This is a genomic window from Vagococcus bubulae (assembly GCF_003950315.1).
Classification (GTDB): Bacteria; Bacillota; Bacilli; order Lactobacillales; family Vagococcaceae; genus Vagococcus; species Vagococcus bubulae.
Genome location: NZ_NGJT01000001.1, coordinates 102914 through 116100, shown reverse-complemented (window position 1 = coordinate 116100; position 13187 = coordinate 102914). Strand labels below are relative to the sequence as shown.

17 protein-coding genes are annotated in these 13187 nt (G+C 32.7%); 1 reads left to right on the top strand and 16 read right to left on the bottom strand.

Annotated elements, in window-relative coordinates; all coding sequences use genetic code 11:
- Window positions 1–132: 132 nt before the first annotated feature.
- The 12 genes from CBF36_RS00540 to CBF36_RS12225 all read right to left on the bottom strand — a co-directional run bounded on the left by CBF36_RS00540 (window position 133) and on the right by CBF36_RS12225 (window position 8826).
- On the bottom strand, window positions 133–1551 hold the full coding sequence (locus CBF36_RS00540) for a glycoside hydrolase family 1 protein (RefSeq protein ID WP_125955670.1): 1419 nt from the start codon (window positions 1549–1551) through the stop codon (window positions 133–135).
- Between the two features lie 18 nt (window positions 1552–1569).
- Window positions 1570–3432 carry a beta-glucoside-specific PTS transporter subunit IIABC gene (locus tag CBF36_RS00535; RefSeq protein ID WP_125955668.1) on the bottom strand — a complete coding sequence of 621 codons (1863 nt, stop codon included), beginning with the start codon at window positions 3430–3432 and terminating at the stop codon, window positions 1570–1572.
- Window positions 3433–3519: 87 nt separating this feature from the next.
- Window positions 3520–4356: a BglG family transcription antiterminator LicT gene (licT, locus tag CBF36_RS00530; protein ID WP_125955667.1), complete on the bottom strand. Its 837-nt coding sequence runs from the start codon at window positions 4354–4356 to the stop codon at window positions 3520–3522.
- Between the two features lie 225 nt (window positions 4357–4581).
- Entirely contained in the window at window positions 4582–5049 is a 468-nt protein-coding gene (locus CBF36_RS00525) for an NUDIX domain-containing protein (RefSeq protein ID WP_125955665.1), read from the bottom strand.
- A 19-nt stretch (window positions 5050–5068) separates the two neighbouring features.
- Window positions 5069–5278 (bottom strand): hypothetical protein, encoded by a 210-nt coding sequence (locus CBF36_RS00520; RefSeq protein WP_125955664.1) that lies wholly within the window; start codon window positions 5276–5278, stop codon window positions 5069–5071.
- A 42-nt stretch (window positions 5279–5320) separates the two neighbouring features.
- On the bottom strand, window positions 5321–5953 hold the full coding sequence (locus CBF36_RS00515; protein WP_125955662.1) for a TIM44-like domain-containing protein: 633 nt from the start codon (window positions 5951–5953) through the stop codon (window positions 5321–5323).
- A gap of 288 nt (window positions 5954–6241) precedes the next feature.
- Window positions 6242–6637, bottom strand: a complete 396-nt coding sequence (locus CBF36_RS00510; RefSeq protein WP_243637944.1) for a hypothetical protein — start codon at window positions 6635–6637, stop codon at window positions 6242–6244.
- 320 nt (window positions 6638–6957) lie between these two features.
- Window positions 6958–7209, bottom strand: coding sequence for a DUF2087 domain-containing protein (locus CBF36_RS00505; protein ID WP_125955660.1), 252 nt, complete (start codon window positions 7207–7209; stop codon window positions 6958–6960).
- Window positions 7210–7353: 144 nt separating this feature from the next.
- Window positions 7354–7821: a hypothetical protein gene (locus CBF36_RS00500; RefSeq protein WP_125955658.1), complete on the bottom strand. Its 468-nt coding sequence runs from the start codon at window positions 7819–7821 to the stop codon at window positions 7354–7356.
- Window positions 7822–7969: 148 nt separating this feature from the next.
- Window positions 7970–8296 (bottom strand): type II toxin-antitoxin system PemK/MazF family toxin, encoded by a 327-nt coding sequence (locus CBF36_RS00495; RefSeq protein WP_125955656.1) that lies wholly within the window; start codon window positions 8294–8296, stop codon window positions 7970–7972.
- Window positions 8297–8530, bottom strand: a complete 234-nt coding sequence (locus CBF36_RS00490) for an AbrB/MazE/SpoVT family DNA-binding domain-containing protein (protein WP_125955655.1) — start codon at window positions 8528–8530, stop codon at window positions 8297–8299.
- A 122-nt stretch (window positions 8531–8652) separates the two neighbouring features.
- Complete coding sequence (locus tag CBF36_RS12225) at window positions 8653–8826, bottom strand: hypothetical protein (protein WP_165865344.1); 174 nt, start codon at window positions 8824–8826, stop codon at window positions 8653–8655.
- Window positions 8827–9006: 180 nt separating this feature from the next.
- On the opposite strand from CBF36_RS12225, the gene CBF36_RS12220 reads away from it, so the two are divergent.
- Window positions 9007–9159, top strand: coding sequence for a hypothetical protein (locus CBF36_RS12220; protein ID WP_165865343.1), 153 nt, complete (start codon window positions 9007–9009; stop codon window positions 9157–9159).
- Window positions 9160–9232: 73 nt separating this feature from the next.
- Here the strand turns inward: CBF36_RS12220 and CBF36_RS00485 are convergent, their stop codons facing one another.
- Genes CBF36_RS00485 through phnC form a run of 4 tightly spaced genes read right to left on the bottom strand, consistent with a single transcriptional unit; the run spans window position 9233 to window position 13162 of the window.
- Window positions 9233–10792 carry a bifunctional metallophosphatase/5'-nucleotidase gene (locus CBF36_RS00485; RefSeq protein WP_125955653.1) on the bottom strand — a complete coding sequence of 520 codons (1560 nt, stop codon included), beginning with the start codon at window positions 10790–10792 and terminating at the stop codon, window positions 9233–9235.
- The gene (phnE, locus tag CBF36_RS00480; RefSeq protein ID WP_125955651.1) at window positions 10785–11594 is read right to left on the bottom strand and encodes a phosphonate ABC transporter, permease protein PhnE; all 810 of its coding nucleotides are present in this window, start codon (window positions 11592–11594) and stop codon (window positions 10785–10787) included. The genes CBF36_RS00485 and phnE (CBF36_RS00480) overlap by 8 nt, the downstream gene beginning before the upstream one ends.
- 15 nt (window positions 11595–11609) lie before the next feature.
- Window positions 11610–12410 (bottom strand): phosphonate ABC transporter, permease protein PhnE, encoded by an 801-nt coding sequence (phnE, locus tag CBF36_RS00475; protein ID WP_125955650.1) that lies wholly within the window; start codon window positions 12408–12410, stop codon window positions 11610–11612.
- Between the two features lie 2 nt (window positions 12411–12412).
- Entirely contained in the window at window positions 12413–13162 is a 750-nt protein-coding gene (phnC, locus tag CBF36_RS00470) for a phosphonate ABC transporter ATP-binding protein (protein WP_125955648.1), read from the bottom strand.
- Window positions 13163–13187: the final 25 nt, after the last annotated feature.

Genomic DNA, 13187 nt, shown 5'->3' with positions numbered 1-13187 from the left:
TCATTAATATTAAAAAAGTTTCATTTTTTGTTATTTAGTTAGCAATAAAGACAATTAAATTCCTTTATCATAACAAAAAATCTCTCTTCATGATAAGAATAAACTTATCATAAAGAGAGATTTTGAATCTTTTTAGTCTATTTTATTATTAATTAAAGATTTCCCATTAGTCGCAATCACTTGTTTATACCAATCAAAACTTTTCTTTTTATAGCGTTGCATGGAACCAGATCCATCATCATTTCTATCGACATAAATAAAACCATATCGCTTTCGAATCTCAGCTGTTGTGAAACTGACTAGATCAATGCATCCCCATGATGTATATCCCATCACTTCAACGCCATCTTCAATCGCTTCACTCACTTGTACAAGGTGGTCATTCATGTAATTAATTCTATAATCATCTATAACCGTTTTAGTTCCATCATCTAATGTCACCAATTCATCGACTGCACCTAATCCATTTTCAACAATAAAAACGGGTTTTTGGTATCGATCATATAATTCATTCAAATAAATTCTTAATCCCAACGAATCGATTTGCCAACCCCATTCACTTGACTCAAGATAAGGGTTAGGAACACCACCAATAATATTTCCTTTTCCTGATTCTATCGTGGGATCAGAAGAAGCACAAGCACTCATATAATAACTAAACGAAACAAAATCTACTGTATGTTTTAAATCTTCTTTATCTTGCTCCGTAATGTTTAACTGAATGTTATTTTCTTTAAAAAATCGCTTGGTATAACTTGGATAATACCCTCTGACTTGTATATCAGAAAAATAATAATTCTGTCTTTCTGTTTCTAACGCTTCCCAAACATCATGGGGATTAGGCGTCAATGGGTAAATTGGAACACCTAAAATCATACACCCAATCTGAGCATTTGGAATCAATTCATGACATTTTTTAACCGCACGAGCACTAGCAACTAACTCATGGTGAATGGCTTGGTAAATATCTTCATGACTTAATTCTGATTTAGGAGTATTGATCCCTCCACTTAAAAATGGAACATGTGTAATGGAGTTAATTTCATTAAATGTCAACCAGTATTTTACCTTATCTTTATATCGTTTAAACACTACCTCAACATATTTTTCAAAAAAATCAATTAATTGCCTATTTTTCCATCCATCATACTCTCTCGTTAAGTGTAAGGGTGTTTCATAGTGAGATAATGTCACTAAGGGTTCTATCCCATACTTCAAACATTCATCAAATACTTCATCATAAAATCGTAACCCCTCTTCATTTGGTGTGTTTTCATCACCATTGGGGAATATTCTAGGCCACGAGATAGAAAGTCTAAACACTTTAAATCCCATCTCAGCAAATAATTTTATATCTTCTTTATATCTATGATAAAAATCTATTCCTTTTAATTTTAAATTATCTTCGGTTGGGTATTCTTGTGGTTCTTCTTGCCACCCTTTTCTAGTAACATCTTGTACAGATAATCCTTTTCCACCAATATTATACGCACCTTCAGCTTGATTCGCTGCTATTGCGCCTCCCCATAAAAAGTTTTCAGGAAATTTCATCTCTTCTCCCCTCTTCCTCTAAATTGTATATAAAATAGTATCTTGATTTGAAACATCACCAGTATCATTTGGCACAACAATGTCAATATAATTTGCGGTATTTGTCACAATAACAGGAGTCACTATGTCATATCCAGCTTCTTTCACTTTCTCTATGTCAACAGTAATCATTTTTTGTCCTTTTTCGACTGTATCGCCTGATTCAACAAACGATTCAAAATATTTACCGTTTAATTCAACTGTGTCAATTCCTATATGAATTAACAATTCAATACCAGAATCACTGGTTAATCCTATTGCATGTTTTGTCGGAAAAACTGCCGACACAACTCCAGAAAATGGAGCAACTATCTCATTGTTTTCCGGAACAACAGCGATACCATCTCCCATTATTTTCTCAGAAAAAGTTGGATCATTTACTTTTTCTAATGCTACTAATTGACCTTTTACAGGAGAATACACTTTTTTCGGATCATTGCTAACAGATAAATGAGTATTATCTACTTGGCTCTGGTCATTTGATGACATACTTTCTTCGTTAAATCCGTAAATCCAAGTAAAAACAAATGATAAAATAAATGAGCCAACCGCAACAATTATGGCATTAATAATATTTGAGTTTCCATTTTCTCCAATAAACTGAGGAAGTGAAATAAATGATGGTACAGCAAATGCATAAGATTCTAAATGGACAAACCCTGCAAATACACCCATAATTCCTGAAGCTAACATTGACGCATACAACGGTTTCTTAAATTTCAATGCAATCCCATATAAACCAGGTTCCGTTACACCAGCTATTAAGGCAGATAAACTGGCAGCTAATGCTGTTTGTTTTGTGTCTTTATTTTTTGATTTAAATGATACTGCTAACGCAGAAGCTCCTTGAGCAATATTCGAAGCTAACATAGCAGGTAAAATAAGCATATCTGGATTTTGGAAAGAGGCTATTAAAAAAATTGGTGCAAATGCCCAATGCATCCCTGTCATAACAATTAAAGGCATAAAAGCAGCCATCAACCCTAATGCTAACCAACCTGCTTTGTCTTGTAACCAAATCATCATAGTAGATAACCCTTCACCTACCAATGTTCCTAAAGGCCCTACAATAACTAAAGCTAGCACACCGGATACAATAATAACTAATAACGGTTTTGCAAAACTTTGAATAACAGATGGAATGATTTTGTCAAAGAATCGTTCAATATAACTCATCAACCAAACTACAATTAAAATTGGAATAACTGATGAACCATAGGATGCCAACGTAATAGGTAACCCAAAAACGTTTAAAGGATTTCCTTCCGCTACTAATGCAACGAAATTAGGATGCAACATAATCCCTGCCACAGTGACTGCCAACATTGGTGATACTTTAAATTTCTGTGCAGCGGTATAAGCTAACATGATTGGAATAAAATAAAACGGAGCATCACCAAAAAATGATAACACGGCAAACGTTTGAGAATCTTTGCTAAGTAAATTAATCATCGGTAGTATAATCAGTAATACTTTAATCATCCCTCCACCAATTAAAGCGGGAATTAAGGGAGACATACAACTAGTTATCACGTCTACAATCGCATTTAATACCGTTGTTTTTTCTTTAGGCTCTTCACTTGCATCATCTGTTTTAAAATCACCTAATTTTATAAACTCTTTGTAGTATTTATTGACATCATTTCCTAAAATAACTTGATATTGTCCTCCTTTTTTCATAACCCCCATAACCCCAGGAATATCTTTAACTTTTGCATCATCAACCTTATCCGTATTTTTTAATTTCACCCTAAGTCTCGTCATACAATGAGTAACTGAAATAATATTTTGTTCTTCTCCTAATGCTTGGTAAATTTCTTTCGCTGTTTTTTTATAATCCATTTTTCTTCCCTCCGAATATAAAATAAGAGCATAACCTATTACTAAATGTTTAGTGATAGGTCATGCTCTGTTAAGATAACAATCCTATTAATTTAAATTTTTTGTAATTCTTCTAATGTGTGCCGTTAAATAGACTAGTTCGGTGGCACTTAATTCGTATTGATAGTCCATCAAAATAGACTCTTTTATTTTAAGAGAACACACATATTCATTTTCATATTTATGTTTCAGTGTTTCTAATAAATCATCGTCCTCATCATCATAATGTTCATGTGCCAACAGTCTCTGAGCAAAAAATTTAACATGAGTTATAAAACGATAATAGTCTAATGAAGATTCATCAAATTCCGTATTGTAATGCTCTTTTACAATCTCATCAATTTTTTTGGTAATACTTGTCACCTCATAAGCATAATCATTTGTTTTACTATCAGACGCATTTATAAAATGTAATGCAATGAACGCTGCTTCGTCTATTTCCAATTCTACATTTAATTCTGATTTAATAATGGCTAAAGCTTTTTCTCCAACAGCATATTCATCAGGATAAAATCTTGCAATGTCCCATAGTAGAGGATTTTTTAATCGAATACCTTCCTGATATCTCTCAATAGTTGAATAAATATGGTCTGTCAGGTTAATGTATATTATCTCATTTAAGGCTCTACCCAATTTGATTTTTCCAAAATTTATAATTTTTTCAGAAACTAAAACATATTCCATTGGCACATTGATCAAAAGTTCTGTAAACTTATTTTGATTATTCTTATCTTGTAAGATGAATGTTTTTTCAACCTGTTCCATCTCAACCTTGGAACCTTTCTTCTTACCAAATGCAATTCCTTTACCCATCAGCAATATATCCAAACCTTTGCCATTTGAAGAGATGACTGTGTTATTATTTAATACTCTTTCTATGATCATAGCTAATCTCCTATTTAAACAAAAAAATCCCATTTAATCATTTATCAAATGATGTAAATAGGTCTCAGCTCACTAATGTGATAACTTCCATATTTAAAATAATCACTGTCTTGTATTCAAACATGCTTACCCTAAGTAATAACATAATGAATTATGAACATATATTAGCATTTTATTAAAGCGTTGTCAAACAAAAATGGCGTTATTTATAAATACCTATTTTTACTAGTTTCTCAGTCCGCTATTCTTGATGTAATCGTTGATGATAAGTTTTTCATGATTTGCTATATTTTCAGGTAAATTGTCTAATGGAACGAACTGACAATCAATTGTTTCATTCGTATGTTTTATAATGCTTCCTGTATAGTCTTTTATTAAGAAACTCATCGAAACAAATGAACAAATATCTCCATTAGGGTATGTAAATACATGATTTTCACCGCCGAAAACATTTAATAGTTCGACGTCTTTTTCTAATGTTTTCAATCCTGTTTCTTCAAAAAGTTCTCTGCATACTGCTTTATAGGGAGATTCATACAACTCAATTGAACCAGCAGGCAATCCCCATAATCCATTATCACTTCGTTTAATTAGCAATAATTCGTGACGCTCTATTAGTAAACCTAGCACGCCTGCTACTACTAATGGCCGATTTCCCACATCTTTTCTTAGCTCTAATAAATAGTCTTTCATATTTCTCCCTTTGTTTTTATTATAGTTTTTTTCTTTCATTTTCTTTGGCTATATCTTTTTGCAAGTCCTTTGCAAAATCTTTCGTATCAACCAAGCTTGCTTTATTTAAGCCTCCTAGTCCTGTATTTACCATCTTCCCCCAACCTTTTAAAGGATCTTTTCCTTTAGCTCGTAACTTGTCATTTTTTAACCGTATTTTTTCTGATTTTAAGAGTTTTTTATCATCCATTAGAGTCACCTCACCTTTATTATTAAAATTAATTAACTACATCTATAAATTTTGAATATCTCTTACGATCATTTTCTCTCCTACTCTTTCAATTATCCAGATATCTTTAAATGATATAGGCTCAATTTCACCACTTGGTGGCATACCATTTTCTTCAAAATAGTCAACCAGCGTTCCCTCGAATAGCACTTTTTTTAAAGGATTGTTTTGTGTGGAGCGTGTTACTTTGACCTTATCTATCTGAATATTTGTGACAATATTTTGTTTATTCAATCGTTTATATTCTGCTAGTTTTTGCTGAAAATCTTCATATAATGTGACATCCATTTGGTCTTTTACTTCTGTCATATCACCATGACTCCAAGCAAGTTGTATATTTCTAAACAATGATTTGTATTCCCATAATTCTAAGTCATCGATATCTGTATACATAGTATTTTCCTTTAAAGAGGATAAAAAATTTTTCAACATGAATAGTGGCGCTAATAAAATTAATAAAAGCACTTGAAAGATATTATGTCTTCCTGAATTGTTTCCTCCACTAATACTTCCACCAGTGTTTCCCCCACCACCTGCTCTTGCTTCAACTATTACTGGAAAAATATGATAAAAAAGAAAAACAAAGACCAAAAATACAAATAAATACCCTAATCTCTTTAATAATTTCTTTTTCATTTCCTATCCTCCTAACTATAAATAGTCGAAATTTTTAGTTGTAATACAGAACAACTCAAGGTTTACAGAATTTCACATCGTTTATTTAATTTTTTTGATACTATCACTGTTTCTCTTGAATAGCCTATTTCAATATATACGACATATCTTTTATATGATATTATCATAAAACCAATAATAAACATACTTTTTACTTGTTTGAAATAAGCTATCACCTATGATATTCACAGCATTAATTCTTATTAAAAGCCAAAATAAAAAGACCTATCAATAAAATAGGTCAAAAAATTAAAAAAATGTCATAAGAAATTCAGTAATAAACTTAACTACTGTACCTAAAATAGTAACAACACCTAAAAAACTTGTTACGATTAAGATTTTTTCTTTAAGATAGTTTTTTGTACTACGATTTTTTTGTAACTCCTCTAAAGTCCCATTACCTTCAGAAAAAGCAATAATTTCTTTAAATGTTTTGATGTTATATTTCTTCTTCTTTTTTTCTATCTTCATTGCATAATACATCATACCTATTGAGAAAAATAAAAAAGAAATCAACCCTTTTATGCCATCAAATACAATTAAACAAGGTATCCCAATAATTAACATCAGTATAAGAAAAATCAACATGCCTTTTACGTCTGTATCCATCTTCTCATTATCCACAACATTTTTCATTATTTCCATGTCCCCTTTGACTAATTCATCTAGGGTGATATCAAAAAGAATACTCAAAGCGAGTAAATTATGAATATCAGGATAACTTTTGTCATTTTTCCATTTAGAAATTGTTTGACGTGTGACATATATTTTTTTGCTAATACCTCTTGAGAAAATCCATGAAGTTCCCGATATTTTCTTAATTGTTTGCTAAAGTTCATTTTTTTATCCTCCTAGTGAATTAAAGAGTACATGATAAACTAGAGTCTTGTCTGTCTATTTATCGTGACAAAGCCTATATATCAACATGTATACAGTTGTTTACATATATCAATCACTATGATTAGTCACTTTTTTACTTGTTTCCGGTAAATCGTACCGTAGTCGTCTCTTACCAAATAATCATTATCTACTAAAAATCGTCTTAGAATAGCAAAGTCATCATAATAGTTTTTCAGGATGTTATTAATCTCTTTTTCAGTATAATCAGTATTTTGTTCAAACTGATCGCTCAATTTTTCAAATAATAATCGCTTATCTTTCGTTTTCCGAGGAATTGTTGTTAACTTTCCATCTTTAAAAAAACGTTCTATTGTCATTTTTAACCCTCCTTTTTAAACACCATTATAACGTAACGTTTCTCTTTTTGTCACCATTATTCAAAGCAAAAAAAGTCATAGATTATATCATATCAATGACATCATCAAAATGATTTAATCTACCACTTTTTAAATGAATATTATTTAATAAATATAATTAACCACAACTTCTTGTTCACTTTCTTCAAGATTAAACCCTGAATCAAACGTCACATGGGCAAACTTATAATCCATTTTATTTGGCAAATGATCGGCTAATAGTGTATCAAACGTACTATCCTCAAATGATTCCCCCGAAGCATGATTAATTTTAACCGTTAGTTGAACGAGTTCTTCTCCGTTTATCTCAATCCTCTCAAATCCTGGTCTATTTTCTATTATGTCATGATGTAATGTTCCAATATAGGTTGACTGTTTCTCCTTATCAAATAAAAGGGTGATACCTTTTGCAATAGGTGGATTGTGTGCCATCCAATAATCATAGTTATTAGGATACAATATATTCATGTATAAGTGACTCATAAATTTGTCGTGTTGTTCAGCTTCTTCGTACTTTTTCCCTAAAAATATTTCTGTCATAATATCGTTTTTTATACTTAGTGTGCTATTCATATAATCCCTCCATCTAAATAATCGTGCTACAAAAGTGACAAAGTGTTACTTTAGAAAAAGAATAACACAATAGTGACACTTTGTCACTTGAAACCCACTTTAAATAAAAAAGAAAAACCTACCCTATAAAGGTAAGTTTTCTTAGATTTCATATAAACATATCTATAACTTCTACAACATCTATCCAGGTCAACATGTCACATTGCTCGATTTTTTCTAAATGACGTTTTGTAAAATCAATTGCTCGTAACTGGTGGGTGACAATTTCACCTTCTACTTGTTGTGGCTGTTTAATCGTCACGTAAGTAGAAAAATCTCTATTTGTTGACGTGATGGGACACACCAAACAAAAACCAGTATGCTGATTAAATTCGTCTCGGCTAACAGCTAAAGCTGGTCGACGTTTTTTAATTTCTTTACCTTTTGATGGATCAAAGTCCATCCAGACAATATCCTTCTGTTTTGGCGCGTTCATTTAATGCTCGTCCCCTTTAGACATCATAATATCCCACTCGGTATCTTCTTGTACCACAGAATCCCTAAAACCTGCCCAATCCTTAGCATCTTTAAAAATATCTTCTTTTTTAGGTTTTAAAATATAGGCTTCGCCAACTTTAGTAATAGTAAACGTATCTCCTACTTCAGGAGAAATATCTTTAGGAAAAATAGCTCCAACAGAATTTCCAATTTTTCTAGCGACTGTTTCCATTACTCTCATCTCCTATTCACTTGTTAAACTCAGTATAACTAGATTTAACCACTCTGTCAAAAGTAAGAACGTCATTTTTCGCATTAAAAAAGCTCTTAGAATAGCTTCTAAGAACTTGTACCTTATTTGTTACTGTCACTATTAAAAAGAGGTTCATCTTTATCATGGTAATATTTAGGATTAATTTTTAAATACTCTTCTTTCTTTCCTTTTCCAATAAGAGACATAATCATGGGACTAAAACCTAACACACCTAAAATGACGGAGCCAACTACTAACTTTGTTTTACTAAACATGGTTATCATCCTCTCTCTTTAAAACTTACATTAAGTGTACCAAAAAAAGAATGTCTTGTCATATAATAATAGATATTAAAAAAAACATAAATTTCATTCAAGTTATTAATAAATAACATATTATTTTGACTATTATTGCTAAAATAAATGTAACTAGCGAACGATTGGAGGGTGACTAAAATGCTTGATAATCTTAAACAAGAATTCGATAAAGGAATGCCTGTAATAACTTATATTAAAAAGAAATATGGATTTGACTCAGTGGAAGAATTCGAAGCCTATATTAAAGAGTTAAAAGAAAAAGCTGATAAGTATGATGAACAACAAAAATAATCCATGTAAAAGCCCTTAGTTATTTTGTAGCTAAAGGCTTTTAAAAAAAACAAAAAATACCCACTAGTAAATTCTAGTCGGTATTTTTATTTTTTTCTACTTTAAAGTGAAAGGTTGTTTTTGCTTGATAATTTGGATGGGTTTGTAAAAAGTTGGAAATAAGCTCTGTCATATCAACTGTCACTTCTTTGATGATTTTTGACGCATCAAACATTGCGTAATTTCCGCCACCTACTGCACGATATTGATTAATGACAATATCTAGTGAATCATCCATCTTGATTGGTTTTCCTTTGTAAGATAACTCGCTCACACGTTCACCAACAGGATAAGACACATTGATTTTGTAATCAATACCACTATACATATCATAATTGTAATGCTCTGTTTTAGGGTATAAGAATTTATCGCTTACGACAATCTCGTCATCTTCATTCAGTGCAAAGTACTCAGCACTTTGTTCTAACGCATCTTTCAAGTCCTGTCCAGAAACTGTCAAAACGGCTAAAGTATTTGGATAAATATAATTTGTCACGATATCTCGCATCGTCACATCAGACTGGAATCCTTTACTGTCATTATCAAATAAAGCTGTACCAGAAATATCTGCCCCAGTGGCGTCCATCTGAACATCTTGAATGAATTCAATGTAAGCATGCCCATTAATTCGCACACTCATTGGATCAGTAATCGTCATGTCTCCATCTATGTGTCCAAGTGGTTGATCTAACCAGTCTTCTACAGTATCTAATACTGGTTTAAATGTTTCTACTATGTCTTTGTCAGCATCATAATCAGCCATTGTTAATAATTCAGCACTTGAATCTGTCACTTTTTTATCATCAGATAAGCATAGCGTGATTTTACCAACATGTTTGGCTTTATCTCCCGGTTGTGTAACAGGTGTGCCTTTAATTTTTTCTGCAATCACTCGGTGCTGGTGTCCAGTTACAAACGCATCAATTCCCTCAACTTGGGTCACGATATCGTATCCTTCGTTTTCACCAGTTAAGTTTTCTGTAGGAGTGCCAGTTTGCAAATCTTTTTCAAATCCGCCATGATAACTCACTATGACCACATCTGCTTCTTCTTTAAGTTTTGGTACATAGTGTTTAGCTGTTTCAAGTGCAGATAAAAAGGTTAATCCTTTAATCGTTTCAGGTTGTTCCCAATTTGGAATATAAGGTGTGGTTAGCCCTAACACCGCAATTTTTAAACCATTTTTTTCTAGTATCACATAAGCTTGACCAGTAAGTGGTTCATTGTTTTCATTTAAAATATTCGCACAAACGATTGGGTAGTTTAGTTGCTCCACTGTATCAAGTAAGTATTCGACACCATAATTAAATTCATGATTGCCTAGAACGCCAACATCATACCCAACAGCGTTCATAATATCTGCGACTTGTTTACTCTCTTTTTTCTTCGATAGGTAGTAACTCATGGGTGAACCTTGTAAAAAGTCCCCATTGTCTATTAAGACAAGTGTCTCATCAGATTGGCGTTGTTCTTCTTTCATCGCTGTGACAGCTTTTGATAGGCCAAATGGTAAATCTTGATTAACTGCTCTAAAATCTGTCGGGTACAAATAACCATGTGTATCACTGGTAGAAAGAATTGTTATCTTATCCATTGACTAATTTTCCTCTCAAATAGTTTGATATAACTTCGACAATTAAGATTAACACGATTAAGCCAATTAAGATAGACCCTACTTGATGCCAACGATATGAATTCATGGCAAAAATAAGTGGTGCCCCAATACCACCAGCTCCTACTAAACCTAAAATAGTCGCATCACGTAAGTTCATATCAAAACGATAGATGGTAATGGAGGTAAAGTTAGCAATTAATTGTGGGATAATCCCAAAACGAATTTTTTCAAACGTTGTACACCCAAAAGAATCCATTGATTCTAAAATACCTGTATCAATTTCCTCGATGACATCAACATATAATTTTGATACCATCCCAATAGATGTAAGAGACATGGTCATTACTCCGGCAAATGGCCCAGGTCCAGTCACACGGATAAACATTAACCCATAGACTAATGCCGGAATGGTTCTAATCACGACCACAAATGCTCTCATGAATAAATACACTGGTTTTGGCATAATACTTGGTGCCATTAAAAAAGCGATTGGAATAGATAAAATCGCACCAAAAATGGTTCCTAAAAAGGCAATACAGATTGTTTCAAATAATAAGTAAGGGACACCTTGTTTTGTGCCGTTAAATAAAAGCTGAGTATCCGGTTGAACAATCCCTTTGAGAATGTTTGCGGCAATTTTTCCACCGCCTTCGTCCATGGCATTAAAATTTAATGCTGACAACGACCAGATAAACGCTCCAAGCAAGACAGCTACTAATATAACGTATTGCTTTGTCTTATTTGGTTCTTTGTTTAATTCAGTTAAAATACGTTGATTCATATATGTCTTCCTTTTCTATTGTAATTTTTTACGGAAAAATTCGCTGATTGTTTCGATGATTCCAACAGAGATAACCAATACTACTAGAATCGTTCCAACGTTTCCGTAGTCTCGCCAACCCAACTGCTCGTTCAGTAAGATACCTAATCCACCAGCTCCAACATACCCTAAAATTGACGCATAACGTAAATTTCCTTCAAAGTTAAATAAAGAAGTCGATAGATAAGATGGTAAAATAGCTGGAATCACACTATAACGAAAAGCTTGCAAACGAGTTAGCCCCATTGATTCCAACGCTTCAAATGTTGACATATCAAGTGCTTCGATTTGTTCATATGTTAATTTTCCAACATAAGAAATCGTAAAGATAAAAATAGCAACTGTCCCTGCCATTGTTCCAAGACCAAATACAAATGTTGCGATTAAGGCAATAACGATTGTTGGTAGAGTTCTTAAGAAACTTAAAATCAATTTAAATAATGACGAAACAAAGCGATTTTTTACAATATTATTAGAAGCCAATATAGCAAATGGAACAGCTAATAATGCCCCAATGAGTGACCCTAGTAAAGACATTTTAATCGTGTCAAAAAGAGGAACCCACACTTTATCTAAAAAATCCATTTTAGGTGGAAACATGGCTTTTAGCATCACAAAAAACTGATCGCCACGAGTGACTAGTTGCGTGAAGTTAAATTGTGTTACTTGAATTGAAATATACATAAATATAAGAACTAATAACACAATCAACGGAGTGTAAGATGCTTTTTGAACGACTTGTTTTCCATTTGGCAAAGTGATCGTTTTTTTACGCATGTTTACTCTCCTTTCTTATCCCCATCATAAATGGTTGATAATACTTCTTCTGTCACGTCTTTTGATGGGCCATCATAAACAATTTGTCCTTGTCTAATCCCAATCACTCGATCAGCATATTCTAATGCCAAATCCACGTGGTGAATGTTAATTAATACTGAAATATTTAAGTCTTTGTTGATTCGTTTAAAATCATCCATGACAGTTTTAGCTGTGACAGGGTCAAGTGCCGCAACTGGTTCATCAGCTAAGATAACTTCTGGATGACTAGCCAATGTTCTAGCTAAAGCCACACGTTGTTGCTGTCCACCTGATAGTTGATCCACTCTGACAAAAGCTTTGTCTAAAATCCCAACATTGTCTAATGACTCTAAAGCTGTTACTTTGACGTCTTCTGGGAAAATACCAAACACACGTCTCCACCAAGGTAATTCAGGGACTGATGAAATCATGACGTTTTTTAGTACGGTTGCACGAGTGATTAGGTTAAATGATTGGAAAATCATCCCTATTTTACGGCGAAATTCCCTAATTTCTTTTCCTTTAATCTTTCCAACGTTTGTCTCATTAACCATTAATGTTCCTTCAGTGATATCATGCATACGGTTAACACAACGAATTAACGTTGATTTACCCGCTCCTGACAGTCCAATGATTGCGACAAACTCACCTTGTTCAATTTCTAAATTAATATCTTTCAAACCCACATATCCATTTGGATAGACCATTTGGACGTTATCAAACTTTATCATCTTAAAATCCTTTCTAAAAACAAAC

Bases quoted from the DNA above. Each gene is read 5' to 3' on its own strand.
- CBF36_RS00540 (WP_125955670.1), bottom strand. From the start codon at position 1,551: ATGAAATTTCCTGAAAACTTTTTATGGGGAGGCGCAATAGCAGCGAAT.
- CBF36_RS00535 (WP_125955668.1), bottom strand. From the start codon at position 3,432: ATGGATTATAAAAAAACAGCGAAAGAAATTTACCAAGCATTAGGAGAA.
- licT (WP_125955667.1), bottom strand. From the start codon at position 4,356: ATGATCATAGAAAGAGTATTAAATAATAACACAGTCATCTCTTCAAAT.
- CBF36_RS00525 (WP_125955665.1), bottom strand. From the start codon at position 5,049: ATGAAAGACTATTTATTAGAGCTAAGAAAAGATGTGGGAAATCGGCCA.
- CBF36_RS00520 (WP_125955664.1), bottom strand. From the start codon at position 5,278: ATGGATGATAAAAAACTCTTAAAATCAGAAAAAATACGGTTAAAAAAT.
- CBF36_RS00515 (WP_125955662.1), bottom strand. From the start codon at position 5,953: ATGAAAAAGAAATTATTAAAGAGATTAGGGTATTTATTTGTATTTTTG.
- CBF36_RS00510 (WP_243637944.1), bottom strand. From the start codon at position 6,637: ATGGAAATAATGAAAAATGTTGTGGATAATGAGAAGATGGATACAGAC.
- CBF36_RS00505 (WP_125955660.1), bottom strand. From the start codon at position 7,209: ATGACAATAGAACGTTTTTTTAAAGATGGAAAGTTAACAACAATTCCT.
- CBF36_RS00500 (WP_125955658.1), bottom strand. From the start codon at position 7,821: ATGAATAGCACACTAAGTATAAAAAACGATATTATGACAGAAATATTT.
- CBF36_RS00495 (WP_125955656.1), bottom strand. From the start codon at position 8,296: ATGAACGCGCCAAAACAGAAGGATATTGTCTGGATGGACTTTGATCCA.
- CBF36_RS00490 (WP_125955655.1), bottom strand. From the start codon at position 8,530: ATGGAAACAGTCGCTAGAAAAATTGGAAATTCTGTTGGAGCTATTTTT.
- CBF36_RS12225 (WP_165865344.1), bottom strand. From the start codon at position 8,826: ATGTTTAGTAAAACAAAGTTAGTAGTTGGCTCCGTCATTTTAGGTGTG.
- CBF36_RS12220 (WP_165865343.1), top strand. From the start codon at position 9,007: ATGCTTGATAATCTTAAACAAGAATTCGATAAAGGAATGCCTGTAATA.
- CBF36_RS00485 (WP_125955653.1), bottom strand. From the start codon at position 10,792: ATGGATAAGATAACAATTCTTTCTACCAGTGATACACATGGTTATTTG.
- phnE (WP_125955651.1), bottom strand. From the start codon at position 11,594: ATGAATCAACGTATTTTAACTGAATTAAACAAAGAACCAAATAAGACA.
- phnE (WP_125955650.1), bottom strand. From the start codon at position 12,410: ATGCGTAAAAAAACGATCACTTTGCCAAATGGAAAACAAGTCGTTCAA.
- phnC (WP_125955648.1), bottom strand. From the start codon at position 13,162: ATGATAAAGTTTGATAACGTCCAAATGGTCTATCCAAATGGATATGTG.